This window comes from Mesorhizobium sp. NPDC059025, assembly GCF_042739655.1.
Lineage (GTDB): Bacteria > Pseudomonadota > Alphaproteobacteria > Rhizobiales > Rhizobiaceae > Mesorhizobium.
Window position 1 is genome coordinate 547,225 of the sequence record NZ_JBHYIM010000003.1, and the last position, 22,019, is coordinate 569,243.

General features: G+C 61.2%; 25 protein-coding genes. 18 read left to right on the forward strand and 7 right to left on the reverse strand.

Annotated elements, in window-relative coordinates:
* The first annotated feature begins 18 nt into the window (after positions 1-18).
* From ACFWYE_RS10530 to ACFWYE_RS10540, 3 genes are all read left to right on the forward strand, one after another.
* Entirely contained in the window at positions 19-966 is a 948-nt protein-coding gene (locus ACFWYE_RS10530) for a substrate-binding domain-containing protein (protein ID WP_379068770.1), read from the forward strand.
* Positions 967-1,220: 254 nt separating this feature from the next.
* Complete coding sequence (locus ACFWYE_RS10535) at positions 1,221-1,532, forward strand: DUF2853 family protein (RefSeq protein ID WP_144378177.1); 312 nt, start codon at positions 1,221-1,223, stop codon at positions 1,530-1,532.
* Positions 1,533-1,680: 148 nt separating this feature from the next.
* Entirely contained in the window at positions 1,681-2,475 is a 795-nt protein-coding gene (locus tag ACFWYE_RS10540) for a thymidylate synthase (protein WP_379111217.1), read from the forward strand.
* Positions 2,476-2,695: 220 nt separating this feature from the next.
* On the opposite strand, the gene ACFWYE_RS10545 is transcribed toward ACFWYE_RS10540, so the two are convergent.
* Positions 2,696-4,273, reverse strand: coding sequence for a DUF882 domain-containing protein (locus ACFWYE_RS10545; protein ID WP_379111219.1), 1,578 nt, complete (start codon positions 4,271-4,273; stop codon positions 2,696-2,698).
* A 376-nt stretch (positions 4,274-4,649) separates the two neighbouring features.
* On the opposite strand from ACFWYE_RS10545, the gene ACFWYE_RS10550 reads away from it, so the two are divergent.
* Positions 4,650-5,276 (forward strand): DUF1345 domain-containing protein, encoded by a 627-nt coding sequence (locus ACFWYE_RS10550; protein ID WP_379111221.1) that lies wholly within the window; start codon positions 4,650-4,652, stop codon positions 5,274-5,276.
* Between the two features lie 45 nt (positions 5,277-5,321).
* Here ACFWYE_RS10550 and tsaA read toward each other — a convergent pair whose 3' ends face one another.
* Together tsaA and ACFWYE_RS10560 are read right to left on the reverse strand one after the other, a co-directional pair.
* Positions 5,322-5,813 (reverse strand): tRNA (N6-threonylcarbamoyladenosine(37)-N6)-methyltransferase TrmO, encoded by a 492-nt coding sequence (tsaA, locus tag ACFWYE_RS10555; RefSeq protein WP_379111223.1) that lies wholly within the window; start codon positions 5,811-5,813, stop codon positions 5,322-5,324.
* 1 nt (position 5,814) lies between these two features.
* Positions 5,815-6,021, reverse strand: a complete 207-nt coding sequence (locus ACFWYE_RS10560) for a molybdopterin-binding protein (protein WP_101935060.1) — start codon at positions 6,019-6,021, stop codon at positions 5,815-5,817.
* A gap of 202 nt (positions 6,022-6,223) precedes the next feature.
* Between ACFWYE_RS10560 and modA the strand changes: the two genes are divergently transcribed.
* The 4 genes from modA to ACFWYE_RS10580 all read left to right on the forward strand — a co-directional run bounded on the left by modA (position 6,224) and on the right by ACFWYE_RS10580 (position 9,262).
* Positions 6,224-7,009, forward strand: a complete 786-nt coding sequence (modA, locus tag ACFWYE_RS10565) for a molybdate ABC transporter substrate-binding protein (protein ID WP_379111225.1) — start codon at positions 6,224-6,226, stop codon at positions 7,007-7,009.
* 16 nt (positions 7,010-7,025) lie between these two features.
* A complete protein-coding gene (gene modB, locus ACFWYE_RS10570) occupies positions 7,026-7,730 on the forward strand; it encodes a molybdate ABC transporter permease subunit (RefSeq protein WP_379068789.1) in 705 nt (234 codons plus the stop codon).
* Positions 7,727-8,839 carry a molybdenum ABC transporter ATP-binding protein gene (gene modC / locus ACFWYE_RS10575; RefSeq protein WP_379111227.1) on the forward strand — a complete coding sequence of 371 codons (1,113 nt, stop codon included), beginning with the start codon at positions 7,727-7,729 and terminating at the stop codon, positions 8,837-8,839. Before modB ends, modC begins: the two co-directional genes overlap by 4 nt.
* An 81-nt stretch (positions 8,840-8,920) precedes the next feature.
* Positions 8,921-9,262 carry a winged helix-turn-helix domain-containing protein gene (locus ACFWYE_RS10580; RefSeq protein ID WP_054308175.1) on the forward strand — a complete coding sequence of 114 codons (342 nt, stop codon included), beginning with the start codon at positions 8,921-8,923 and terminating at the stop codon, positions 9,260-9,262.
* A gap of 13 nt (positions 9,263-9,275) precedes the next feature.
* On the opposite strand, the gene cobF is transcribed toward ACFWYE_RS10580, so the two are convergent.
* Entirely contained in the window at positions 9,276-10,037 is a 762-nt protein-coding gene (cobF, locus tag ACFWYE_RS10585) for a precorrin-6A synthase (deacetylating) (RefSeq protein ID WP_379111229.1), read from the reverse strand.
* Between the two features lie 122 nt (positions 10,038-10,159).
* Between cobF and ACFWYE_RS10590 the strand changes: the two genes are divergently transcribed.
* The 6 genes from ACFWYE_RS10590 to ACFWYE_RS10615 all read left to right on the forward strand — a co-directional run bounded on the left by ACFWYE_RS10590 (position 10,160) and on the right by ACFWYE_RS10615 (position 15,697).
* On the forward strand, positions 10,160-11,170 hold the full coding sequence (locus ACFWYE_RS10590; RefSeq protein WP_379111231.1) for a DUF4424 domain-containing protein: 1,011 nt from the start codon (positions 10,160-10,162) through the stop codon (positions 11,168-11,170).
* Positions 11,170-11,688 (forward strand): dihydrofolate reductase, encoded by a 519-nt coding sequence (locus ACFWYE_RS10595; protein ID WP_379111233.1) that lies wholly within the window; start codon positions 11,170-11,172, stop codon positions 11,686-11,688. Before ACFWYE_RS10590 ends, ACFWYE_RS10595 begins: the two co-directional genes overlap by 1 nt.
* Positions 11,689-11,839: 151 nt before the next feature.
* Positions 11,840-12,934 carry an FtsH protease activity modulator HflK gene (gene hflK, locus ACFWYE_RS10600; RefSeq protein WP_379111235.1) on the forward strand — a complete coding sequence of 365 codons (1,095 nt, stop codon included), beginning with the start codon at positions 11,840-11,842 and terminating at the stop codon, positions 12,932-12,934.
* Complete coding sequence (gene hflC, locus ACFWYE_RS10605; RefSeq protein ID WP_379068803.1) at positions 12,934-13,845, forward strand: protease modulator HflC; 912 nt, start codon at positions 12,934-12,936, stop codon at positions 13,843-13,845. Before hflK ends, hflC begins: the two co-directional genes overlap by 1 nt.
* Positions 13,846-13,848: 3 nt before the next feature.
* Positions 13,849-14,034 carry a DUF2065 domain-containing protein gene (locus tag ACFWYE_RS10610; protein WP_129414318.1) on the forward strand — a complete coding sequence of 62 codons (186 nt, stop codon included), beginning with the start codon at positions 13,849-13,851 and terminating at the stop codon, positions 14,032-14,034.
* Between the two features lie 124 nt (positions 14,035-14,158).
* Positions 14,159-15,697: a DegQ family serine endoprotease gene (locus ACFWYE_RS10615; RefSeq protein WP_379111237.1), complete on the forward strand. Its 1,539-nt coding sequence runs from the start codon at positions 14,159-14,161 to the stop codon at positions 15,695-15,697.
* Positions 15,698-15,747: 50 nt separating this feature from the next.
* Here ACFWYE_RS10615 and ACFWYE_RS10620 read toward each other — a convergent pair whose 3' ends face one another.
* Both ACFWYE_RS10620 and serB read right to left on the reverse strand, forming a co-directional pair.
* On the reverse strand, positions 15,748-16,314 hold the full coding sequence (locus ACFWYE_RS10620; RefSeq protein ID WP_379111239.1) for a GNAT family N-acetyltransferase: 567 nt from the start codon (positions 16,312-16,314) through the stop codon (positions 15,748-15,750).
* The gene (gene serB / locus ACFWYE_RS10625; RefSeq protein ID WP_379111241.1) at positions 16,311-17,198 is read right to left on the reverse strand and encodes a phosphoserine phosphatase SerB; all 888 of its coding nucleotides are present in this window, start codon (positions 17,196-17,198) and stop codon (positions 16,311-16,313) included. The genes ACFWYE_RS10620 and serB overlap by 4 nt, the downstream gene beginning before the upstream one ends.
* Between serB and miaA the strand changes: the two genes are divergently transcribed.
* The gene (miaA, locus tag ACFWYE_RS10630; protein ID WP_379111416.1) at positions 17,197-18,162 is read left to right on the forward strand and encodes a tRNA (adenosine(37)-N6)-dimethylallyltransferase MiaA; all 966 of its coding nucleotides are present in this window, start codon (positions 17,197-17,199) and stop codon (positions 18,160-18,162) included. The two genes, serB and miaA, sit on opposite strands and share 2 nt — an antisense overlap.
* Positions 18,163-18,265: 103 nt before the next feature.
* Positions 18,266-19,063 (forward strand): GGDEF domain-containing protein, encoded by a 798-nt coding sequence (locus ACFWYE_RS10635; RefSeq protein WP_129414323.1) that lies wholly within the window; start codon positions 18,266-18,268, stop codon positions 19,061-19,063.
* 65 nt (positions 19,064-19,128) lie between these two features.
* On the opposite strand, the gene ACFWYE_RS10640 is transcribed toward ACFWYE_RS10635, so the two are convergent.
* A complete protein-coding gene (locus tag ACFWYE_RS10640; protein ID WP_379111243.1) occupies positions 19,129-20,961 on the reverse strand; it encodes an ATP-binding protein in 1,833 nt (610 codons plus the stop codon).
* Positions 20,962-21,120: 159 nt separating this feature from the next.
* Between ACFWYE_RS10640 and ACFWYE_RS10645 the strand changes: the two genes are divergently transcribed.
* Both ACFWYE_RS10645 and ACFWYE_RS10650 read left to right on the forward strand, forming a co-directional pair.
* Positions 21,121-21,687, forward strand: a complete 567-nt coding sequence (locus tag ACFWYE_RS10645) for a helix-turn-helix domain-containing protein (RefSeq protein WP_379111245.1) — start codon at positions 21,121-21,123, stop codon at positions 21,685-21,687.
* A gap of 2 nt (positions 21,688-21,689) precedes the next feature.
* Positions 21,690-21,998: a hypothetical protein gene (locus ACFWYE_RS10650; protein WP_379111247.1), complete on the forward strand. Its 309-nt coding sequence runs from the start codon at positions 21,690-21,692 to the stop codon at positions 21,996-21,998.
* The last annotated feature ends 21 nt before the right edge of the window (positions 21,999-22,019 follow it).

The following is a 22,019-nucleotide window of genomic DNA, read 5'->3' on the forward strand; positions in this document are numbered from 1 at the left end:
AAGCATAGGGAGGAAACAATGCAAAAACGACTAATCGGAGTGGCAGCGGTCGCCATGGTGGCGCTGATGAGCGTTGCCCAGGCGCAGGACAAGAAGACGATCGGCGTCTCGATCCCGGCGGCCGACCATGGCTGGACTGCCGGCGTGGTGTTTCATGCCGAACGTGTCGCCAAGAAGCTGATGGAAGAGCATCCGGGGCTGAACGTCATCGTCAAGACTTCGCCGGACGCCGCCAGCCAGGCGAACGCCGTGCAGGATCTGGAGACACAGGGCATCGATGCGCTGGTGATCCTGCCGTCGGACCCGGATCCGCTGGTCAACGCCATCAAGGAAGTGAAAGACAAGGGCAAGTTCGTGGCGCTTGTCGACCGCGCTCCATCGAGCAACGACAACTCCGTACGCGACCTCTATGTCGCCGGCAACAATCCGGCACTCGGTGAAGTGGCCGGCAAATACATTGCCGAAAAGACGCCGGAGGCAGAAGTCGTCATCATCCGCGGTCTGCCGATCCCGATCGACCAGCAGCGCCAGGACGGTTTCGACAAGGGTATCGCCGGCTCGAAGGTCAAGGTTCTGGACCGCCAGTTCGGCAACTGGAACCGCGACGACGCCTTCAAGGTCATGCAGGACTACCTGACCAAATATCCGAAGATCGATGTGGTCTGGTGCCAGGACGACGACATGGCGGTCGGCGTGCTGCAGGCCATTGAGCAGGCCAAGCGCACCGACATCCAGTATGTCGTGGCCGGCGCCGGCTCGAAGGACATGATCAAGAAAGTCATGGATGGCGACAAGATGATCCCGGTCGATGTGCTCTATCCGCCGGCCATGGTCGGCACCGCGATGGAACTGACCGCGGCAGCGTTGATCGATCAGGTGCCGGTCAGCGGCAACTACATCCTCGATGCGACGCTGATCACCCCGGAGAATGCCAAGAACTTCTATTTCCCGGATTCGCCATTTTGAGCGAAAGCAGTCGCTCATAGCGAGGCGGGGGCAGGAGGCGGTCCAGCTAATTTAGCTGGGCCGTCTTTGTGTCCTTAAATCAGCTTTCGTAACGTAAAAAGGCAAGCATTCCAGCGTGATGCTATGTCAAACCCTGTCTGCAAGGCTTGACTTGCGACAAACTGCAACCGAAGGTTTGCCTCGGTGTGGAGAATCCGGTTTTGGCCGGTCGTTGTCTCACCGGACAGACGTGGCTCCGATGAGGGGAATTCCTGATGAGCGATTATCTTGCAGACGTGAAGAAGTATGACGCCGGTGCCAGTGCCGATGTCGTCGACAAGATCGTGAAGCACCTGGGCATCGCGCTCAGGAACCGCGACTCCTCGCTGGTGTCCTGCACCGATCCGGAAGAATTGAAGCGCGTGCGTGACAGCTGGGTCGGCAAGAAGCTCGGCATTGCTGACGCCGCCAAGGCCGACGCCGCGATCGAGAAGACCTGCAAGGCGATGAGCGCGGACAACACCAAGAACCGGGTGACCTTCTACTATCTGGTCGCCAAGGACCTCGGCAAGCTCGGCTCGCTCTGAGCTTTACAGCTTCCTCATTGTTTGACGATACCTCCGGCGCGCTCCCGCGCCGGAATGCTGTGGTTTGGTCTGTCTGGGCAATAGCCTGGCAAGCATTGGCCGGGTATGATCGCGGCCAACGCCAAAACAGCGAATCAGGGCGATAGCGATGCGCCAATATCTCGATCTGCTCAGCCATGTCCTGGAAACCGGCACCGACCGGGGTGATCGCACCGGCACCGGTACGCGCTCGGTGTTCGGCTACCAGATGCGCTACGATCTGGGGCAGGGCTTCCCGGTGCTGACCACCAAGAAGCTGCACCTCAAGTCGATCATCCACGAGTTGCTGTGGTTCCTGGCCGGCGACACCAACATCAAATATCTCAATGACAATGGCGTCTCCATCTGGGACGAGTGGGCCGACGCCAACGGCGATCTCGGTCCGGTTTATGGAAAGCAGTGGCGTTCCTGGCCCGATGCACAAGGCGGTACGATCGACCAGATCGAGAACCTGCTGCGCGAAATCCGCTGCAATCCCTATTCGCGTCGGCTTATCGTTTCGGCATGGAACCCCGCTGAAGTGGAACAGATGGCGCTGCCACCCTGCCATTGCCTGTTCCAGTTCTATGTTTCTGACGGGCGACTGTCCTGCCAGCTCTACCAGCGCTCGGCCGACATCTTCCTCGGTGTGCCGTTCAACATCGCTTCCTATGCGCTGCTGACCATGATGGTGGCCCAGGTGACAGGGCTGAAACTTGGTGACTTCGTGCATACGCTTGGCGATGCGCACATCTATTCGAACCATTTCGAGCAGGCGCGCGAACAGCTTCGCCGCCAGCCGAAGGCGTTGCCGACGATGTGGATCAATCCGGAGGTGAAGGACCTCTTCGCCTTCCGCTTCGAGGATTTCCGCCTGGAAAACTACGTCGCCGATGCGACGATCAAGGCGCCGATCGCCGTGTGATGCCGGTGGACTGAGCGCAGCTTTCCGTCGCAGCTTGTGAGCGGGGTTGCGGGCAGGCAAGGCACAGCACCGCAGCGCCAAACAGGCCAAGGCCGTTTCAACGGATGTTCCGTCGGGTGCATGTCGGAGCCAGACGATGTTGGCGCCACCACTCCGCCTGACGAAATAAAGGTCACGCCCTCCGACGTCGTAGCACCGTCCGCCATCCGTCCCGCATCCGCTATTTGAAGCTGGCGATGGGGAGAAACTTCACGGATGAACCGGTAAAACGGCGATGGTCGGACGGCTCCCTGTCGGGACGAAAACCGTCGACATAGACCTGCACCGCCGCTGTGCGGATGAACGCGGCGGCCGCACGAGGCGGCGCGGCTGAACCAATTGCGCCGGTGATCGTGAGGTCATTCTCAGCGGGCTTGTAGCTCGCCTGCATGGCGGCCGCCGGAGGCTCGGACCGCAAACGGTCGGCTTTTTGACTGGTCTTGATACGGTCCTTCATCTCGGTCGGAGGGATCGCGTCGACTTTGCTCTTTGGAAGGGCAGGGCCTTCGTCGGGATGCCTGACGGTTAGCAAGGCAGCAATGGCGTCTTCGGATCTGACCGTGTCCGGCCGTGGTGCTGCACTCTGCAAGTTCTCCGGTCGCCAACTGGGCACGGGAATGTTCAGGGCGACCCTCTCAGCTGTTAAGCTCCCGGCGGAGGGTAACGCGGTCCGGGCTGAGGCCGCGTCAGAGATTGTGAAGGGTATGGTTTCGGGGCGCGGGCTATTCAGCGTCGGATCGCGACGCTCGGCAAATACCGGCAACGGCACAGATTGCAACGCCAGCGCCGCGACGGTGGCTTCAGGCGTTTCCGGCTTTCGTTCAGCCGGTGCTTCCTGGATCGGAACAACCGGTACGGTCTGGATATTCGCACGCTGAGCGTCCCTGGCGGCCACGATGGCGATACCCTGCCGGACTTGTGCGGCGTCAGCGGGTCTGGCGGGGTTGCGTGGCGTTGGCACGGCGCTGGCGACAGCCTCGGCCTGGCCACTTCCACCCAGCAGCGACGCCAGCAGGCCACGCGGCTTGCGTTGACTGTCGCTGACGCTAGCCAGCTCCACGTTCGGTGCGTCGGCTTCACGACGGGATTTATGGGCGACAAGCGCCTGATCATAGCCGGGTAGCGGCTTGCCGTCTCTCGGCAGATGCAGCGTCTTGCCGTCAGGGAAGATCCTGGCGAGTTCCTGGCGGCTGATACCTGGCCAGTGACGGATATTGCCGACATCTATGTGAAGGAAAGGCGAGCCGGAGGTCGGATAGAAACCGACCCCGCCGCCCTGCATCCTGAGGCTTATGTCGCGCAATTTCTTCAGCGGCACGTCTGGGAGGAAGAAGTCCATTGCCCGGCCAACCATGTGCTGGCTTTCGCGGGCGACGCCCTTCGAACGACTGCGCAGCATCGCGTTCGTCGCGGGCGAGCGGTAGCCGCTGACGACATTGATATAGGCTGTCGAGCCGCTGGTGCGATAGACCTGCCAGACAAGGTCGAGCAGGCGCGGATCCATCCTCGTCGGCTCGTTGCGGCGCCAGTCGCGCAGCATGATGTTGATTTTCTTCAACCCCGCCTGGTCGTAACGCCCGTTACGCTTGTAGACGATCTCTGCCGTCTCACCGGTATGCAGGTGGCGGAGTTTCAGGCTGCGTGTTTCCGCCAACGCGCTGGCGGCGCTTATGCACAGCAATGCCGCCACCAGGGACGACAACCCTATCCAGGCAAGGAAGGAACACCGGACGTTTTTCTGGAAATCGATCACATTCATGCCTTGCACTTGCTGTCCGTTTCGGGCGGCCGGCGGCTTCTTCAGGATTTCCCGTCAATGGTCCGGTATCGTGGCAAAGCACGACATTTCTTTCGGGACAGACGGCGGGTCGTTTGGCTCAGTCGTTACCGAGATGTGTATCATCTTGGTTAAGAAATCCTGATCAGGCCGTGCACGAATCCTGCTTTTGCCACCAGCTCTTTATTGCCTCGGAGGCGTTTCACCGGTCCCAGGGAAAGGCTGTCGGCGTTCTGGTTAAAACCCAACCGGGCTATCCGGGCAGGCGTGGAACAGCCGAGGCGACAGTGTTCGTGCTCCTGATGGTATCATGTATCTATCGAAGCAAAAGATGCGTCCCTGGGAGGCAGCGCCATTCATGAGTACAACTCAACGATCACTGTTCCTGCTGGTAGCGGGAGCCTTCGCGGTCGGCGGCCTGCTGGCCTGGTGGATCAACTGGAAACTTGCCGTCATCGTCGCTGCCAATTGTTTCTTTGCTGTCTACCTGATCCAGGCTCTGAGAAATCTGGATCGGCTGAGCGGAGACCATCTGAAGAAGGTTGTCGCACGCAGCGAGGCTCCCGAGTGGGTGCTGTTTCTCATAACGATGGGGATCGTCGCCACGTCGCTCGTTTCGCTTTTCATGATCATCAATGCCGAGATCAGGCCGTCATCCCCCTGGTTGATATTGGCGCTGCTTTCCGTGCCGCTGGGTTGGGCGACGACGCACGCGATGGCGGCGTCTCGCTACGCGCATCTCTACTGGCGCCGCGACCGTGACGGCAGATCCGGTCAAGGGCTCGAATTCGCCGGCGAAACAAACCCAGATGCTCTGGATTTTGCCTACTTTGCTTTTGTTATCGGCATGGCTGCGCAGACATCCGACGTTACCATTTCCAGTCGACCCATCCGGCGATTTGCCCTGGTGCACTCGATTTTCGCGTATTTCTTCAATGCTGTCCTGGTCGCGGCGGCGGTCAATGTCGTGGTTTCGGCAAATTAGGCGAAGGATGCCGGGCCTCTTCGCTGCCGGCGGCCTAATGCCGCTTCAACCCACTTCGAAATCGCCCGGCTGCGGCGGAGCGATCGGGCTGAACAGTGCGCGGTCTGGCTTCAGGTCGAGCAGGGGCGTTCCATCGAGGCAATCCAAACCCCGTACCAGGACGGTCGAAGCTTCGACGCTGATCAATGTGACGATCGAGGTGCCAATCGGGTTCGGCCTGACCGGCGAACGCAGGGCAAACGTGCCGCGCGCGGAACCATCATTGGCCGGGCTTTGACGGACCAGATCGCGCCGCGACAGATGCAGCCAGTAGAGCACTTCGAGGCGCTCGAACTGTTCAATGCCGGCTAGCGCCTCCCGCCATAGCGGAAAAATCTCGATGCGGCAGATCGGGCCGTCGGCACGACCCTGGCGCGGCGCCATCAGCCGCGAGGCCCATGGTGTGCGGATCGTGCCAATGAAGACAAGGCCGGCGTCCGTCGGCGCGGGGGCGTCGACGGCGATCTCGCCCTGGCGGATTTCGTTCTCGCGCACCAAGTCAGTCGATGCCGACCATGACGTCGGATGCCTTGATGACAGCATAGGCATCCTTGCCGACGGCAAGCCCGAGGTCTGCTACGGCTTCGTTGGTGATGGACGAGGTGACCACTGCGCCGCCGATGTCGATGCGCACATGCGAGGTGGTCGCGCCCTTGGTGATCTCGACGATCTTGCCCTTCAACGTGTTTCGCGCACTGATTTTCATGGGAGACTCCTGTTGATTTTCGTCCGATGCGCGTCGTTGCGCGGACGGTCACCGTAGCCCGCCATGGTCGGCCGTTACAACGTGTTTTCAGTGAAACTCTTTTCCTGAAAAATACGCAGAAGCCTTCCCTTTGTTATGTTCATATGGATATATCGACCCAAGCCATTGGCTGGACGGGTTTGCAAAATCAGGGAGAGCTTCGATGACGAAACATAATGGTTTGGTGCTGATGGCGCTGGCTGCCGGGGCGATGACGCTGGCAGCGCCCGCTGCGCGCGCGGACGAGCAGGTTGTCGTGTTTGCTGCCGCCAGCCTCAAGAATGCGCTGGATGAGGTCAACAAGTCCTGCGAAAAGGATGTCGGCGAGGCTGCCAAGATTTCCTACGCCGCAAGCTCCGCGCTGGCCAAGCAGATCGAGGAGGGAGCGCCGGCGGATGTGTTCATCTCGGCCGACCTCGACTGGATGAAATATCTCTCCGACAAGAAGCTGACCAAGTCCGACACCGAGGTGAAGCTGCTCGGCAACCAGATCGTGCTGGTGGCGCCCAAGGACTCCAAGGCCGAGGTCAAGATCGAGAAAGGGTTTGACCTCGCCAAGGTGATTGGCGACGGCAAGCTTGCCATGGGCGACTTCAAGGCGGTGCCGGCCGGCAAGTACGGCAAGGCGGCACTGGAATCGCTCGGCGCGTGGTCTTCGGTCGAAGGCAAGGTGGCGCAGGCGGAGAATGTCCGCGCCGCGCTCAAGCTGGTGGCCACCGGCGAAGCGGCCGCCGGTATCGTCTATCAGACCGACGCCAATGCCGAGAAGGGCGTCAAGGTCATCGGTGTTTTCCCGGAAGAGACGCATCCTCCCATCGTCTATCCGGTCGCCCAGACGGCGGAATCCAAGGACAAGGATGCGCCGGCATTCCTCAAGTGCCTGCGGTCTGCTAAGGCAGGCGAGCTTTTCAAGGCGCAGGGTTTCACGCTGCTCGCGCCCACCCAGTAAGGTACTGTAAGAGCGCATGAACTGGCTGCTGGACCTCAGCCCTGACGAATGGAATGCGGTCCGGCTGTCCATCAAGGTTGCCACGGTTGCGATGCTGGTCAGTCTGCCGCTAGGCATCGCCGTGGCGCTGCTTCTGGCGCGAGGCAGGTTCTGGGGTAAGACGCTGCTCAACGGCGTCGTGCACCTGCCGCTGATCCTGCCGCCGGTTGTTACCGGCTATCTGTTGCTGCTCGCCTTCGGTCGGCGTGGACCCGCCGGAGTCTTTTTTGCCGACTATTTCGGTCTCGTCTTTTCGTTCCGCTGGACCGGTGCGGCCCTGGCGTGCGGTGTGATGGGGTTTCCACTGATGGTGAGAGCGATCCGCCTTTCCATCGAGGCCGTGGATCGCAAGCTGGAGGCTGCCGCCGGAACGCTGGGTGCCAGTCCGCTCTGGGTGTTCGCCACCATCACGCTTCCACTGATCCTGCCCGGCATGATCGCCGGCGCGATCCTCTCCTTCGCCAAGGCGATGGGTGAATTCGGCGCGACGATCACCTTTGTTTCCAATATCCCCAACGAGACGCAGACGCTGCCTTCGGCGATCTACACCTTCACGCAGGTGCCCGGTGGCGATGAAGGGGCGTTGAGGCTGACACTCATCAGCATCGTCATCTCGATGGCTGCCCTGATCGCCTCCGAAGTTCTGGCGCGCCGCGTCGGTCGGCGGATGGACATCGAATGAGCGTCGCGGTCGATATTGGCCACCGACAAGGCGGCTTTTCGCTCGAGGCGGCCTTTGAAAGTTCGGGTCGCCTGACAGCGTTGTTTGGGCCTTCCGGTTCTGGCAAGACCTCGTTGATCAACGCCATCGCAGGATTGATCCGGCCCGAGCGCGGTCGAATCGCCATCGATGGGCAGGTGTTGGTCGACACCAGCAAAGGCGTTTTCATTCCGAGGCACAAGCGACGCATCGGAATGGTGTTCCAGGACGCGCGCCTCTTCCCACACATGAGCGTGGCCACCAATCTGGGCTACGGCCGTTGGTTCACGCCGGCGGGGGAGCGCTACGGTGATCTGGGTGCCGTTGTCGAGTTGCTTGGGATCGGCCATCTGCTCGACCGCCGGCCGGGCAAACTCTCTGGCGGTGAAAAGCAGCGCGTTGCGATCGGCCGCGCACTGCTCGCCAGCCCGAAACTGCTTCTGATGGACGAGCCGCTCGCCTCGCTGGATGAAGCCCGCAAGGCTGAAATCCTGCCCTACATCGAGAGGCTGCGCGACGAGACGAAAATCCCGATCGTCTATGTCAGTCATTCGGTTGCTGAAGTGGCGCGGCTTGCAAGCGATGTCGTGGTGATGGCTCAAGGCAAGGTCGCTGCCGCAGGTCCGACCACCGAGATCATGCAGCGGCTCGACCTGCTTTCCCATGACGAGCGGGTGGAGGGTGGTGCTGTGCTGGACACACGCGTGCTGCATCATGACGAGCGTTTCGGCATGACAGTACTCGGCTCACCCGCGGGCGAAATCCGTGTTCCTTATGTGCAGGCCGTTGTCGGCCAGCCGATGCGGATTCGCGTTCGTGCGCGCGACGTCATGATAGCGACCGAGCAGCCGCATGGTCTGAGTGCACTCAATGTGCTGGCCGGTCGCATCGCCGCGATCGAGCCAGGCGAGGGGGCCGCGGTGGAGGTCAGGATCGATTGCAACGGGGTGGCTGTGATGGCGCGCATCACGCGGCAGTCGCAGCAAACGCTCTCGCTCGCTCCCGGTCGCGATGTCTTCGCGGTCATCAAGACCGTGAGTTTCGATCAGGCCAATACGGCGACGGCTCCGAAGGGGCAATTCGACGCCTGAAATCTCAGCCTCTTGTCATGCGCTATTCTCTCGTGGAATAACGATGGCAACAACAAGCAGCACATAACGCGGGAGGAAAACGTGCCTTCTCTCAGCCTGCGGATCAATCTCGACCCGGATGGCCGCATCGGCCCTGGCAAAATAGAATTGCTGGAACAGATCGCTGCATTCGGCTCGATCTCGGCGGCAGCGCGGGGCATGGAGATGTCCTACAAGCATGCGTGGGATCTGGTCGAAGACATGAACCGCGTCTTCGGCAAGCCGCTGGTGGCGGCACAGACCGGGGGGCGCAAGGGTGGCGGCGCTCAACTGACGGCGGTGGGACTTGCAGTGGTCAGCCGCTACCGGGCCATCGAACGGGCTGCCACCGCGGCGGCGCAGGCGCACATGGAAGCCCTTCAGGCTGAAATCGACGCGGCATGACTGCCTGCGCAGCTTAGTCCGGTTTGCGCAGCAGGTAGGTGTCCATGATCCAGCCCTTGCGAAGCCGGGCCGCCTCACGGGTCCTGACGATCTCGTCTTCGACGTCGCCCAGGCGGCCATGGATCAGGATTTCGTCGGCCGTACCGAGATAGGCGCCCCAGTGGATGATGGCGTCCTTGTCGGCGACCGACTGGAACGAACACTTGCCATCCAGCATCACCACTGTGGTGCCGGCGTCGTCGGGCAAGCCCTGTTCCGTCAGCCGACGTCCCGTGGTGACCAGGAATGGATCGCCGATCCGGTTCAAGGCCATCTTGTGGCCGGCAGCCAAAGCCTGAATGGCGGTGATGCCGGGGATGACTTCCAGTTCGAAGCTGACATTGTCCCGCCGGCTGACGCGATCCAGGATGCGGAGCGCAGAATCATAGAGAGACGGATCACCCCAGATCAGGAAAGCGCCGCAGCCATCTTCGGCGATTTCCTCAAGCAGCAGGCGCTCGTAGATGCCGGCAATCTCCTCATGCCAGTCGTCAACGGTCGCGTGATAGGACGGCGCCGGCTCGGCCCGCACAGGCACGTCGAACTCGACGCGGCGCGATGCGGAATTGGTGACGAAACGGTCGCAGATGTCGCGCCGCAGCTCTGCAAGTTCGCTCTTCCTTGCACCCTTGTCGGGAATGAACAGCACGTCGGCGCGGTTCAGGCCGTTGATGGCTTGCACCGTCACATGTTCGGGGTTGCCGGCGCCGATGCCGATCACGAGAACCTTGCGCATGGCGCTGTCCTGCCTGATCCCCGCCTGCCTGTCCAGCGTGGTATCCGCGACGATCGAAAAGCTTTGATGCGGCGTTCGAAGCAAGTAGGCTCTGAGCGCCTCTTCAGAAGGGAATCGCTTCGATGGTCCGCATCGCGCTGACGCTCAGCATGGCGCTTGTCGCAGCTCCGGCCCTTGCCAATGATTCCACAGCGGAACTCGGTGCTGGTGGACTGATCCTGTCGCGCAACGACGTCGTCTCGATGGACAGCGAGGATCTTTTCATCTCGCCCGACAGGGTCACGGTCGACTACATCTTCCGCAACACGTCCGACACGGACGTGAGCACCATTGTCGCGTTCCCGCTGCCGGAAATCGAAGCCAATCCCTATGAGATGCCCTCCATACCGGAAGAGAACAGCGACAACTTTCTCGGTTTCGAAGTGACGGTGGATGGCACTGCCGTCAAACCTGAGCTGGAGCAGAAGGCGTTTGCGGTCGGCGTTGATGTCAGCGCTGAACTGAAGGCGCAGAATGTGCCGCTGTATCCCTATGGCAAGGCGGCTCTGGCGGCGCTCGCAAAGCTGCCGCAACCGGTGGCGGATGACTGGCTGTCGCGCGGCGTCATCGTCATGGATCAATATGATGACGGCACGGGCTGGAAAAGCGTGCGCTCACCCTATTGGCAGCTGCGCTCGACTTTCTGGTGGCGCGCAGCCTTTCCAGCAGGCAAACCCGTGCATGTTTCTCATCGTTACAAGCCGAGTGTCGGCGCGACTGCAGGCCTGTCCTTCTTCAATGATGGCAAGTTCGAAGGAGAGTATGACAATTACAAACGCCGCTACTGCATGGATGACTCCTTCGAGGCGGCCGTGCGCAAGGCACAGAAGGACAATACCGACAGCAGTCCGCAGCTTTATGAGAGCCGGATCGCCTATATCCTGACCACCGGCGGCAACTGGGCAACCGGCAGCATCGGCAAGTTCAAGCTTACGGTCGACAAGATCGATGCGCGGTCTCTTGTTTCCTTCTGCGGAACCGGTGTGAAGAAGACCGGACCAACGACCTTCGAGATGACGGCTGAGGATTTCGTGCCGGAGCGCGATATCGACATCCTGCTGCTCGACAGACCCGAAAATGAAAGCGGCAAGTAATGCTGGTATCAATCCATGTCGCGATCGCCGAAAACGGGATCATCGGTCGCGAGGGTGGCTTGCCATGGCGGCTGTCCACCGATCTCAAGCGCTTCAAGGCTGATACGCTGGGCAAACCGGTCGTCATGGGCCGCAAGACCTGGGAGAGTTTCCCCAGGCGCCCGCTACCGGAGCGGCTGAACATAGTCGTCACCCGTGATCCTTCCTACAAGGCAGAGGGGGCTGAAGTCGTAGCGTCCCTGGAGGATGGTCTGGCGCTTGCCCGCATTCGCGGCCGTTGCATGGCTGCCGCTGACGAAATCTGCGTCATTGGCGGTGGTCAGATCTATGCCCAGGCGCTGCCTTTGGCAGATCGGCTGCATGTCACGCATGTGCTGGCTTCGATCGATGGCGATACATCCTTCCCGCCAATCGATCCCGAAACGTGGCGCGTCATCAGTTCCGAAGACATTCCTGCCGGCGAGAAAGACAGCCATGCCACGCGTCATGTTGTCTATGAAAGGTCGGTTCGGGGTTAACCAAGACAAAGCGTCGCGGCAAAACTGCTGCTAAGAACAGCGCATTGAAAGGCGGACGCGTTGAAAGCGCGCTGAGGCATCCCTATAGAAGGACGACAAGGATTTTGCGCCGGCTCCCGGCGTATGAGGGAATCCCAGCGAAAGGACATTCATGCCCTGGAACGACAAAAGTGGCGGAGGAGGCGGCCCCTGGGGAGGCGGCGGTAATAACCAAGGCCCATGGGGGCAAGGTCCGCGCGGACCAAGCGGCCCTCAGGGTACTCCCCCCGATCTCGAAGACATTATCCGCCGCGGCCAGGACCGGTTGCGCAACGCGCTTCCTGGCGGAGGCGGCAGCCCGGCCGTCTATCTTCTGATCGCACTCGTGCTGATCGCCGGCTGGCTGTTCAAGGCCGTCTACACGGTTCAACCGGACGAGGTGGCGGTGGAACTGCGCTTCGGCAAGCCGAAGGAACAGCTTTCCGAGCCCGGCCTGCATTTCCACTGGTGGCCGATCGAAACGGTCGAGACCGCCAAGATTTCCGAGCAACTGGTCAATATCGGCGGTGGTGCCCGCAGCGGCAACACGTCCGGGCTGATGCTGTCGGGCGACCAGAACATCGTCAATGTGCAGTTCTCGGTGGCCTATCAGGTAGCTGACCCGCGTGCCTTCCTGTTCGACGTCGCCGATCCGGACGAAATGCTGCGGCAGGTCGCGGAAAGTGCGATGCGCGAGGCCGTTGGCCGGCGCCCGGCACAGGATATCTTCCGCGACGACCGTCAAGGCATAGCTACCGCCGTGCGTGAGAACATCCAGGCGACGCTCGACAGCTACAGGGCGGGTCTCAAGATCAATGCGGTGTCGATTGAGGATGCCGCTCCACCGCGCGAAGTGGCTGAGGCCTTTGACGAAGTGCAGCGGGCCGAGCAGGATGAGGACCGTTTCGTTGAAGAGGCGAACCAGTACTCCAACCAGAAACTAGGTCAGGCTCGTGGTCAGGCGGCACAGGTTCGCGAAGAAGCGGCAGCCTACAAGAACCGTGTCGTGCAGGAGGCGCAGGGTGAAGCGCAGCGCTTCATCTCGATCTACGACGAATACGCCAAGGCGCCCGACGTAACGCGCCGGCGCATGTATCTGGAAACGATGGAGAAAGTGCTGAGAGACTCCAGCAAGGTGATCGTCGAGCCGAACGCCAACGGTCAGAGTGTTGTGCCCTACCTGCCTCTGCCGGCACTGCAGCCGAAGACCTCGGGAGGTAATCAGTAATGGCCAATCGTCTTCCCGCGATCATCGTCGCCATCGCCGTCCTGTTGTTCCTGCTCTATTCGTCGGTTTTCGTGGTCAACGCCCGCCAGCAGGCGCTCGTTCTGCGCTTCGGCGAGATCATCGACGTCAAGAGCGAACCCGGCATCTACTTCAAGGCGCCATTCCCGTTCTTCGATGCCGATACTGTGCAGCTCATCGAAAAGCGCGTTCTGCGTTTTGACCTCGACAACATCCGTGTCCAGGTTTCGGGTGGCAAATTCTATGAGGTCGATGCCTTCATCGCCTATCGCATCTCCAACCCCCGTGTTTTCCGTTCGGCGGTCTCCGGCCAGATCGAACTGGCCGAGCAGCGGTTGAAGACGCGTCTCGATGCGGCGCTGCGCCGGGTTTACGGCCAGCGTGCTTTTGAAGCCGCACTTTCCGAAGAGCGCGGCATCATGATGCGTGAAGTGCGCGACCAGCTGCGTCCGGACGCAACGTCGCTCGGTCTCGAGATCGACGACGTGCGTATCCGCCGCACCGATCTGACGGCCGAAGTCTCGCAGCAGACCTACGACCGCATGAAGGCGGAGCGTCTGGCGGAGGCCGAGCGGCTGCGCGCGCGCGGTAACGAAGCCGCGCAACGCATCAAGGCGCGTGCCGATCGCGAAGTGGTCGAGATCGTCGCCGAGGCCAACAAGGAATCGGAAATCCTGCGTGGTGAGGGCGATGCGGAGCGCAGCGCGATCTTCGCCAACGCCTACAACCGGGATACAGCATTCTTCGATTTTTACCGTTCGATGAATGCCTATGGCACGGCGCTGGATAACACCGGCACGACCATGCTGCTGTCGCCGAATTCGGAGTTCTTCCGCTACTTCCGGGATCCGGCAGGGGGAGCTGCTCCGACCGCACCCAAGCCTGCGCAATAAACCGTGCAGGATTTCTTTGCCGCCATGGGCTTGGTCCTCGTCGTCGAGGGCCTCGTCTATGGCGGTTTTCCACGTCTGGCCAAGCGACTTGCAACCGATGTCCTTGCAATGCCGGAAGGTGTGTTGCGGATCGGCGGGCTGGCAGCAATCGCCGCCGGTGTCGGCATCGTCTGGCTGGTACGGGGTTGAAGGATGCGGCTCCACTTGGGGATTTGTCGTCACCGGGTGGTCAGGGCCGCAAACGTGCCTTATTTCTTTCCACACTGACGATATGTCGTTGAAAGCGTTCTTGCTGACTTGCCGGGAGGCCCTGATGAAGTCCCAATCCATCCTGCGTGCAGCAAGCAAGACGCTTGCCGCCGCCACTGCGGCGCTGATGCTTGGCGCGGCTGCTGTTCCACCCGCCATTGCACAGACCCAGGCTCCGGCCAAAACGCAGGCGGCGCCTGCGGCCAATGGCCCGGCTTCGGTCGCTGATCTTGCCGAAGGATTGCTTGGTGCAGTCGTCAATATTTCGACGTCGCAGACGGTGAAGGGCAGCGAAGGTCCCGGCGCCGTGCCGATGCCGCAGTTGCCTGAAGGCTCGCCTTTCCAGGACTTCTTCGACGACTTCTTCAAGGATCGCGGCGGCCAGAAGGGCGGCGGCGCGCAGAAGGTGCAGTCGCTGGGTTCCGGCTTCGTCGTCGATGCCGTTGAGGGCATCGTGGTCACGAACAACCACGTCATAGCGGATGCCGACGACATCGAGGTGAATTTTTCCGACGGGGTGACGCTGAAAGCGAAACTGGTCGGCACCGACACCAAGACCGATATCGCCGTGCTGAAGGTGGATCCCAAGGGCCACAAGCTTACAGCCGTGAAATTCGGCGATTCCAACAAGATGCGCATCGGCGACTGGGTCATGGCGATCGGCAATCCGTTCGGCCTTGGTGGCACTGTAACCGTCGGCATCGTTTCGGCACGCAACCGCGATATCAATTCCGGTCCCTATGACGATTTCATCCAGACCGACGCGGCCATCAACCGCGGCAATTCTGGCGGTCCGCTGTTCAACATGAACGGCGAGGTCATTGGCATCAACACGGCGATCATTTCGCCGTCCGGCGGTTCGATCGGCATCGGCTTCTCGATCCCGTCCCAGCTTGCCGCGGGTGTTGTCGACCAGTTGCGCCAGTTCGGTGAAACGCGGCGTGGCTGGCTGGGCGTGCGCATCCAGCCCGTTACGAAGGACATCGCCGAGAGCCTTGGCATGGCTGAGCCGAAGGGCGCACTGGTGGCCGGCATCATCAAGGGCGGACCGGTCGACAATGGTTCGATCCAGGCCGGTGATGTCATCACCAAGTTTGACGGCAAGGATATCGAGGAAACGCGTGACCTGCCACGCGTTGTCGCAGAGAGCCCGGTCGGCAAGGCCGTCGACGTCATCATCATCCGCAAGGGCAAGGAGCAGACCGTCAAGGTCACGCTCGGCCGCCTTGAGGACGGCGAGAAGCTGGCTGACGCCGAAGGCAAGGGCGAGCCCGGCAAGGACGGCAAGGCTGCGCCGGTGGCCACAGCCACGGTGCTTGGCATGTCGATTGGCGAACTGAACGACGACACACGCGGCAAGTTCGGCATCGCCGCAGATGTTTCCGGCGTTGTCGTCACGGAGGTCGCCAAGGATTCGGCCGCGGCCGAGCGCGGCATCCAGCCGGGCGAGGTGATCACCGAGATCGGACAGGAATCGGTGTCGACTCCCAAGGATGTCGTCGATCGCATCGCCTCGCTTAAGCAACAGGGTCGCAAGAACGCGCTGTTGATGCTTGCGTCCAAAACCGGCGAATTGCGCTTTGTGACCGTGCGGATGGATTGATTCCGGAAATCGCTGGAAGTCACTGATCCAGAATTGAAAAGGGCGGCTACTCAGCCGCCCTTTTGTTCTTCCCAATCCTTGCGCGTCAGGCTGTAGAAGGTGTGGGGGCGCAGATGCGGATGGCTTTCGGGGACACCCGGATGATCGAAATCGCGCGAAGGATCTGCTGTCATGCCGATCCGTTCCATCACTGCCGTGGAGCGGCGGTTATCGCGAACCGCAAAGGAAACGATCTCATCGGGGCCAAGCGTTTCGAAGCCGAACGCCAGCCACGCCCGGGCTGCTTCAGAGACATAACCTTTGCCCCAGAATTCCGAAGCCAGGCGCCAGCCGATCTCGAGGGTGCCCGCGGGCAGGAAGGGCAGGTGTTCCGTGCCGGTCAGGCCGACGAAGCCTATGCATTCAGCGGTCGCAGCGATCTCTGCCGCAGCGAAGCCGAAGCCCCTGCGCGCGATATCGGCATGCATCTCGCCGATTTTCAAGTCCGTCTCGGCGCGGGTTCGGCGGAAAGGGAAGAACTCCATCACCCGTTCGTCGCTGTTGATGCGGAAGAACAGTTCGCGATCACGATCTTCCCAGTTACGCAGGATCAGTCTTGTCGTGTGGATCGGCTTCATTCGACGAAGTCCTCGCGACGGTAACCCTGCAGGTAGAGCAGGGCGGTAAGGTCACCATGGTCGATGCGAACCTTGGCCTCGGTGGCAACCGACGGCTTGGCATGAAGCGCAACACCTGTACCGGAAAGCCGGATCATGTCGAGGTCATTGGCGCCGTCGCCGACAGCGATGGCATCCGCAGGTGTAAGGCCGAGCGTGGCCGAAATATCGTGGAGCGCTTCCGCCTTGGCAGCACGGCCCAGAATCGGGTCGGCGACTTCGCCGGTCAGTCGGCCGTTGGCTTCGAGCAGCCGGTTGGCGCGGTTTTCGTGAAAGCCGAGCATGGCGGCGACGCGGTTGGTGAAAACATCGAAGCCGCCGGAGACCAGCGCCGTATAGGCACCGGCCTTACGCATTGTCTGCACGAGCGCGCGGCCGCCGGACGCCAGCGTCAGGCGGCTGGCGATGATGCGATCGACCACGGCCGTGTCGAGATTCTTGAGCAGCGCGACACGCTCACGCAGCGCCGGCTCGAAAGCGATTTCGCCGTTCATGGAGCGCGCGGTGATCTCCGCGACCTTTTCCTTCAAGCCGACTTCGTCTGCCAGTTCGTCGATGCATTCCTGGTCGATCATGGTGGAATCCATGTCGGCGATCAGGATCTTCTTGCGGCGCAAGGTTTCGTCCTGAACGGCGATGTCAATGGGCTCGGAAGCCAGAAGCGCACGCAGGGTCGCCATGGCTTCGTCATGTCCGATGCCCGCCGGCAACACGAGATCGCATGCGATCGTTTCGCCCAGCCAGCGTGTTGCGCTTGCACCGACTGCCTGAGAGGCCTTATTCGCAAGGGCCGGCGTGAGTGCGCCGCCGGCTGGACTGGAGACGAGCGTGGCGACAAACGGCATGAAGGAGACCCAGCAAAAGACGGCCGACGAGGGCCGCGTTAAGGACGCGATCCTGATAGCCGGCCCGACTGCCAGCGGCAAGTCGGCGTTGGCGCTGGAGATCGCCGAGCGGACCGGCGGCGTCATCGTCAACACCGATTCCATGCAGGGTTATTCGATCCTGGACGTGTTGACGGCACGCCCTGGGCCTGAGGATCTGGCGCGCGCTCCTCATTTTCTCTATGGCCACATTCATCCTTCGATCCCGTATTCAACCGGGGCTTGGCTGCGCGACGTGGTCGAACTGATCGAAAAGAAGGCTCTCGCCGACCGGCGGCCGATTTTCGTCGGTGGTACCGGCCTCTATTTCAGAGCGCTCGCCGAGGGAATTTCGGACATGCCGGAGATTCCGCCGCATATACGCGAGCGCTGGCGCCACGAGTTGGTGGAGCGCGGCGCGCCGCGTCTGCATCGCGAATTGATGTTGCGGGATTCGGCGATGGCCATGCAGCTACGACCGAACGACGGCCAGCGCATAGCGCGTGCGTTGGAGGTGCTGGATGCCTCGGGCCGTTCGATCCTGTCCTGGCAAGGCCAGCGCGGCGAGCCGCTGATCGATCGTGGCAGCGCGCATTGCTTCGTCATCGAGCCGGATCGCGAAATCCTGAGGGAGCGCATCAGTCGACGTTTCGATACGATGATCGAACACGGCGCGCTGGAAGAGGTCCGCCAGATCCTGGCGCTTGACCTTGATCCGGCGCTCCCCGCCATGAAGGCGATTGGCGTTCGTGAACTGCAGGCAGTTCTGGATGGGGGCATGGATGCCGGCACAGCTATGGAACGTGCCAAGATCGCGACAGGGCAATATGCCAAGCGCCAGTCCACATGGTTCCGTAACCAGTTCGGGGGCGAATGGCAAAGATTGTTGCCAAATGAAACCATGCGGGACGCGGTGTGGTCGGCGATCAAAAAGGAAATTGAATAGACTTTTTAGTATTAACTCTGCACTCGCAAGGATTGTACAAGTTAACTGTGACGTAAGCCTGTGCGTGCCATAAAGCTCTCGTGTCGCTATGGGCTGGGTTGGCATGCGATTTCATAAGGCCGAACACGCCTTTTTTGTCTTTATCTTCGTGATCCTTGCTGCTGGCATGGTGACGCTGCATGCCTATGGTTTGCTCGATACCACCGCTGCCCAGATCGACGACGTTGCTGAGGCTCGCCAGAACATCAGCTACCTTGGCACCTTGCTGTTTGCAGTTGGCGTTCTTCTGGCGACCGCTTTTTTCTTTGGCGTGTTCTTCATCTACCCTTTGATCCGTGACCAGGTGCGTGAGGAGGGCAAGCTGAGGGCGATGACGGCGACACTCAGTGCACGCTCGGAGACGCTGGAGCATGCCGCCCTGACAGATGGCCTTACCGGCATGCAGAACCGACGCTTTTTTGATGATGCACTGCGTGAATACATCGCCGAGTTCCATCGCATCGGGAAACCGGTCGGGTTGATGATCCTCGACCTCGATCATTTCAAGTCGATCAACGACACGCATGGCCACGACGTCGGCGACGAGGTCCTGCGGGCCGTCGCGGGCTGTCTCAAAGGCATGACCCGCTACCACGACGTCGTTGCACGGCTGGGTGGCGAAGAGTTCGCCGTGGTGACACCCAACATGGATATCGAGCTGTTGCGGAAGTTCGCGGAGCGGATTCGCAAGGGGGTCGCCAACCTGACGATCCTGAACGGCAATGTGCGGCTCAAGGTCACCACCAGCGTCGGGCTGGCGGTCTGGGAGGATTCCGAGACCGCCGAGGCTTTTTACCGCCGGGCCGACAAGCAGCTCTATGAAGCCAAACGTCAGGGGCGTAATCGAGTTTGTGCAGCCTGACCCCACGTCCATGACGTCATCGTCGTTTCAGGTGTCGATCGCAGCCGTGATCAGCTTACGCGCTGTCAGTCGTTTTGCGGTTTGAGCCCGAATGTCGCCGGCTTGAGACCATAGCGGGTGTCGAAATCATCATCCGGCTGCGGCCGTGGTGCCGGCGCAGGCTTGCGATAGTCCGAATCTCCAGCCTGTCGCATCGTGTCGACGACCTCCGAGAAATTCATTGCCGGCTGCGGCTTCGGCACGTTGCGCAGCCGCTCGACGATGCCGACAAGATCGACATCTTGGCCGGCTCCGGATGGCGCTTCCATTGCGTGTTTGGCTGCGCCCGGAATGAGGTTCTGGTCGATCTTCTCGAATTTCAATCGCATCGTGGTGGCGACACCCTCGCCGAAGGCGATCGCCTCACGCTGGCCCATGGAGGACAGGAACGCGAGGCTCGAGGCCGAAGAATCTGCGATGGCGGAACGGATGATGGCCTGATCATGCTCGTTGGCGAGGCGCATGGCGAAGAAGGTCGAACATTGCGACAAGATGGTCGGGTCGAGTTCGCCCGGGCGCTGGGTAACGATGCCGAGATAGCAGCCGTATTTTCGGCCCTCCTTGGCGATACGCGACAGCGCATGCCGGGTCGGCTCGAAGCCAAGCCGCGGGTCGGCGGGCATGTAGCGGTGCGCCTCTTCGCAGAGGAACAGCAGTCGCAGTTTTCCTTCGCTCCACAGAGCAAGGTCGAAGGCAAGGCGGGCCAGCACCGAGCAGACCGAGTTGACGACTTCCGACGGCAGGCCGGCCATCTCGAAGCACGTCACCGGACGGCCGTGATGCGGTACGCGGAAGATGTTGCCGATCGTTTCGTGGATGGTGTCGTCGATCAGGCGCGAATTGAACATGAAACGATAGCGAGGATCCGCTGCCGCCGATTCGATGCGTATGCGCAGCGACTTCAGTGTCGGCCTTTCGGCTTTGCTTTCGAGCAAGCCCATGCGTTCGTCGATCAGCTTGACGAGATCTGCAATGCGATAGGGTACGGGCGTGTCGGCGGTCATGGTGTCGGCGCCGCGGCGCACAAAGCTGGTGCCGCCGGCGTTGCGGTAGAGATTCTTGGCGACCGGGATCAGATCGCGCAGCAGGTCGACCTCCTCGGGCGGCGCCTCGCGCCCACGGAAGACGACTTCTGCGAATTCCTCCAGCTTGAACATCCAGAACGGCAGATCGAGTGTCGTCGCGTCGACCTTGACGCATTGATCCTGCAGTGACGCCGCAAACTCGTTATGCGGGTCGAGGATCAGCACCCTAAGATCCGGCCTGGCGGCGATCGCCTTGCGCAGGAGCAGGGAGACGGCGGTGGATTTGCCGACACCCGTGGTGCCGACAACGGCGAAATGTCGGGACAATGTATCGTCGATGGCGATGTTGGCGGAGATTGCCTCGTCCTGCGACAAGCAGCCGACGGTGATGGCGCGACGCCCGGCGAGGTCGTAGACCGCAGCGAGATCGCGGCTGCGGATGCGGTGGGCGATCGCGCCGATGTGCGGATAGATGGTGATGCCACGGTCGAATACTGGTTTTGCGGCCGCTTCCGCGCCGTCGCGCACCTCGCCGACCAGTTCGATATTGACCTCGATCGGATTCTGACCGCTGTCGTTCCAGGCGAGATCCGATTTGGAAATGGAGTAGACCAGGCCGACCGTACGCGTACTGCCAAGATTGATCGAGATCATCTTGCCGACGGACCAGTGGCCGGTGACAAGACCCTCTTCGCCATCGGCGAAAGCGCTGATGGTGGCGCGGGCGCCGTCGCAGCGTACGACATGGCCAAGGATGCGCTTGTCGGTCTGGGCTGCATCCCGCCGCTCTTGCGATATTGGCTCGCCACCGGAAACTGCGCGTTCGACAAACATCAACGAATGGGGTCCCCACTACCTTCGCGGATGCTAATCAATCTCGGTTAAGGTCGTGTGTGAGCGGATGGTATAGAGGCGGTTAAAAAGCCCGCGACAATTTGAACAATCCGCAAGAAGCCCCCTTTCGCGACAACGATCATATGATATCTTGGATGAATGTCTGATATGTCGGATGATCTTTCGACGAGAATTGCCGCCCGCATCCGTGCGGAGCGCATGGCGAGGAACTGGTCGCTGGCAGAGCTTGCCGACCGGTCCGGCGTATCGAAGGCGATGCTGAGTTCCATCGAACGGGGCTCGGCGAGCCCGACAGCGCCGATCCTGGTGCGCATTGCTACCGCTTTCGAGCTGACGCTTTCCAGCCTGATCGCCCGCGCCGAGCTGCAAGGTGGCAGTGTCGCAAGGCGCAAGGATCAGCCGGAATGGCGCGACCCGGGGACGGGCTACGTCCGCCGGCACCTCTCGCCGCAGACCGACATGCCGCTGGAAATGGTACAGGTTGAACTCCCCGCGGGGGCACGCGTCGGCCTGCCGGCGAGCAGCTATGCCTTCATCCGCCAGCAGATCTGGGTGATGGAGGGGCGGCTCGATTTCACCGAGGGTGAGGTGGTGCACAAACTGGCGCCCGGCGATTGCCTTGCGCTCGGTGCGCCGGCCGATTGCGTTTTCCACGCACCTGGGCCGGAGCCTGCCCGCTACCTTACCGTGCTCATCAGGACATGATCATGCCACGAGTGCCGAAGAGAAATCACAATGGCGGCCCGCCCCTCGACGACTACAGCGGGCCGGCATGGGGCAAGGGGGATCCGCATCGCTTCATCCACTGGCGAAGCGCTCACAAGGCTGCCTGGAGACCCAAATCGCGCGATATCGCACTGTTTCGACTGGCCAAGGCCGAAGCGGTCGGGCTGACCTATGAAGAATATACGCTGGAGTTGCTGGAACGCGGCCGACACCTCAGTGCTGATGATGGTGCGCGTGTCGATGAGATCAAGCGCTCGCGCAAGCGCCGCAGTTTCAGTCATTTCGACTGAGCTTTTCACCCGAAGAAACGA

Bases quoted from the DNA above. Each gene is read 5' to 3' on its own strand.
- ACFWYE_RS10530 (WP_379068770.1), top strand. From the start codon at position 19: ATGCAAAAACGACTAATCGGAGTGGCAGCGGTCGCCATGGTGGCGCTG.
- ACFWYE_RS10535 (WP_144378177.1), top strand. From the start codon at position 1,221: ATGAGCGATTATCTTGCAGACGTGAAGAAGTATGACGCCGGTGCCAGT.
- ACFWYE_RS10540 (WP_379111217.1), top strand. From the start codon at position 1,681: ATGCGCCAATATCTCGATCTGCTCAGCCATGTCCTGGAAACCGGCACC.
- ACFWYE_RS10545 (WP_379111219.1), bottom strand. From the start codon at position 4,273: ATGAATGTGATCGATTTCCAGAAAAACGTCCGGTGTTCCTTCCTTGCC.
- ACFWYE_RS10550 (WP_379111221.1), top strand. From the start codon at position 4,650: ATGAGTACAACTCAACGATCACTGTTCCTGCTGGTAGCGGGAGCCTTC.
- ACFWYE_RS10560 (WP_101935060.1), bottom strand. From the start codon at position 6,021: ATGAAAATCAGTGCGCGAAACACGTTGAAGGGCAAGATCGTCGAGATC.
- modA (WP_379111225.1), top strand. From the start codon at position 6,224: ATGACGAAACATAATGGTTTGGTGCTGATGGCGCTGGCTGCCGGGGCG.
- modB (WP_379068789.1), top strand. From the start codon at position 7,026: ATGAACTGGCTGCTGGACCTCAGCCCTGACGAATGGAATGCGGTCCGG.
- modC (WP_379111227.1), top strand. From the start codon at position 7,727: ATGAGCGTCGCGGTCGATATTGGCCACCGACAAGGCGGCTTTTCGCTC.
- cobF (WP_379111229.1), bottom strand. From the start codon at position 10,037: ATGCGCAAGGTTCTCGTGATCGGCATCGGCGCCGGCAACCCCGAACAT.
- ACFWYE_RS10590 (WP_379111231.1), top strand. From the start codon at position 10,160: ATGGTCCGCATCGCGCTGACGCTCAGCATGGCGCTTGTCGCAGCTCCG.
- ACFWYE_RS10595 (WP_379111233.1), top strand. From the start codon at position 11,170: ATGCTGGTATCAATCCATGTCGCGATCGCCGAAAACGGGATCATCGGT.
- hflK (WP_379111235.1), top strand. From the start codon at position 11,840: ATGCCCTGGAACGACAAAAGTGGCGGAGGAGGCGGCCCCTGGGGAGGC.
- hflC (WP_379068803.1), top strand. From the start codon at position 12,934: ATGGCCAATCGTCTTCCCGCGATCATCGTCGCCATCGCCGTCCTGTTG.
- ACFWYE_RS10615 (WP_379111237.1), top strand. From the start codon at position 14,159: ATGAAGTCCCAATCCATCCTGCGTGCAGCAAGCAAGACGCTTGCCGCC.
- ACFWYE_RS10620 (WP_379111239.1), bottom strand. From the start codon at position 16,314: ATGAAGCCGATCCACACGACAAGACTGATCCTGCGTAACTGGGAAGAT.
- miaA (WP_379111416.1), top strand. From the start codon at position 17,197: ATGAAGGAGACCCAGCAAAAGACGGCCGACGAGGGCCGCGTTAAGGAC.
- serB (WP_379111241.1), bottom strand. From the start codon at position 17,198: ATGCCGTTTGTCGCCACGCTCGTCTCCAGTCCAGCCGGCGGCGCACTC.
- ACFWYE_RS10635 (WP_129414323.1), top strand. From the start codon at position 18,266: ATGCGATTTCATAAGGCCGAACACGCCTTTTTTGTCTTTATCTTCGTG.
- ACFWYE_RS10640 (WP_379111243.1), bottom strand. From the start codon at position 20,961: ATGTTTGTCGAACGCGCAGTTTCCGGTGGCGAGCCAATATCGCAAGAG.
- ACFWYE_RS10645 (WP_379111245.1), top strand. From the start codon at position 21,121: ATGTCTGATATGTCGGATGATCTTTCGACGAGAATTGCCGCCCGCATC.
- ACFWYE_RS10650 (WP_379111247.1), top strand. From the start codon at position 21,690: ATGCCACGAGTGCCGAAGAGAAATCACAATGGCGGCCCGCCCCTCGAC.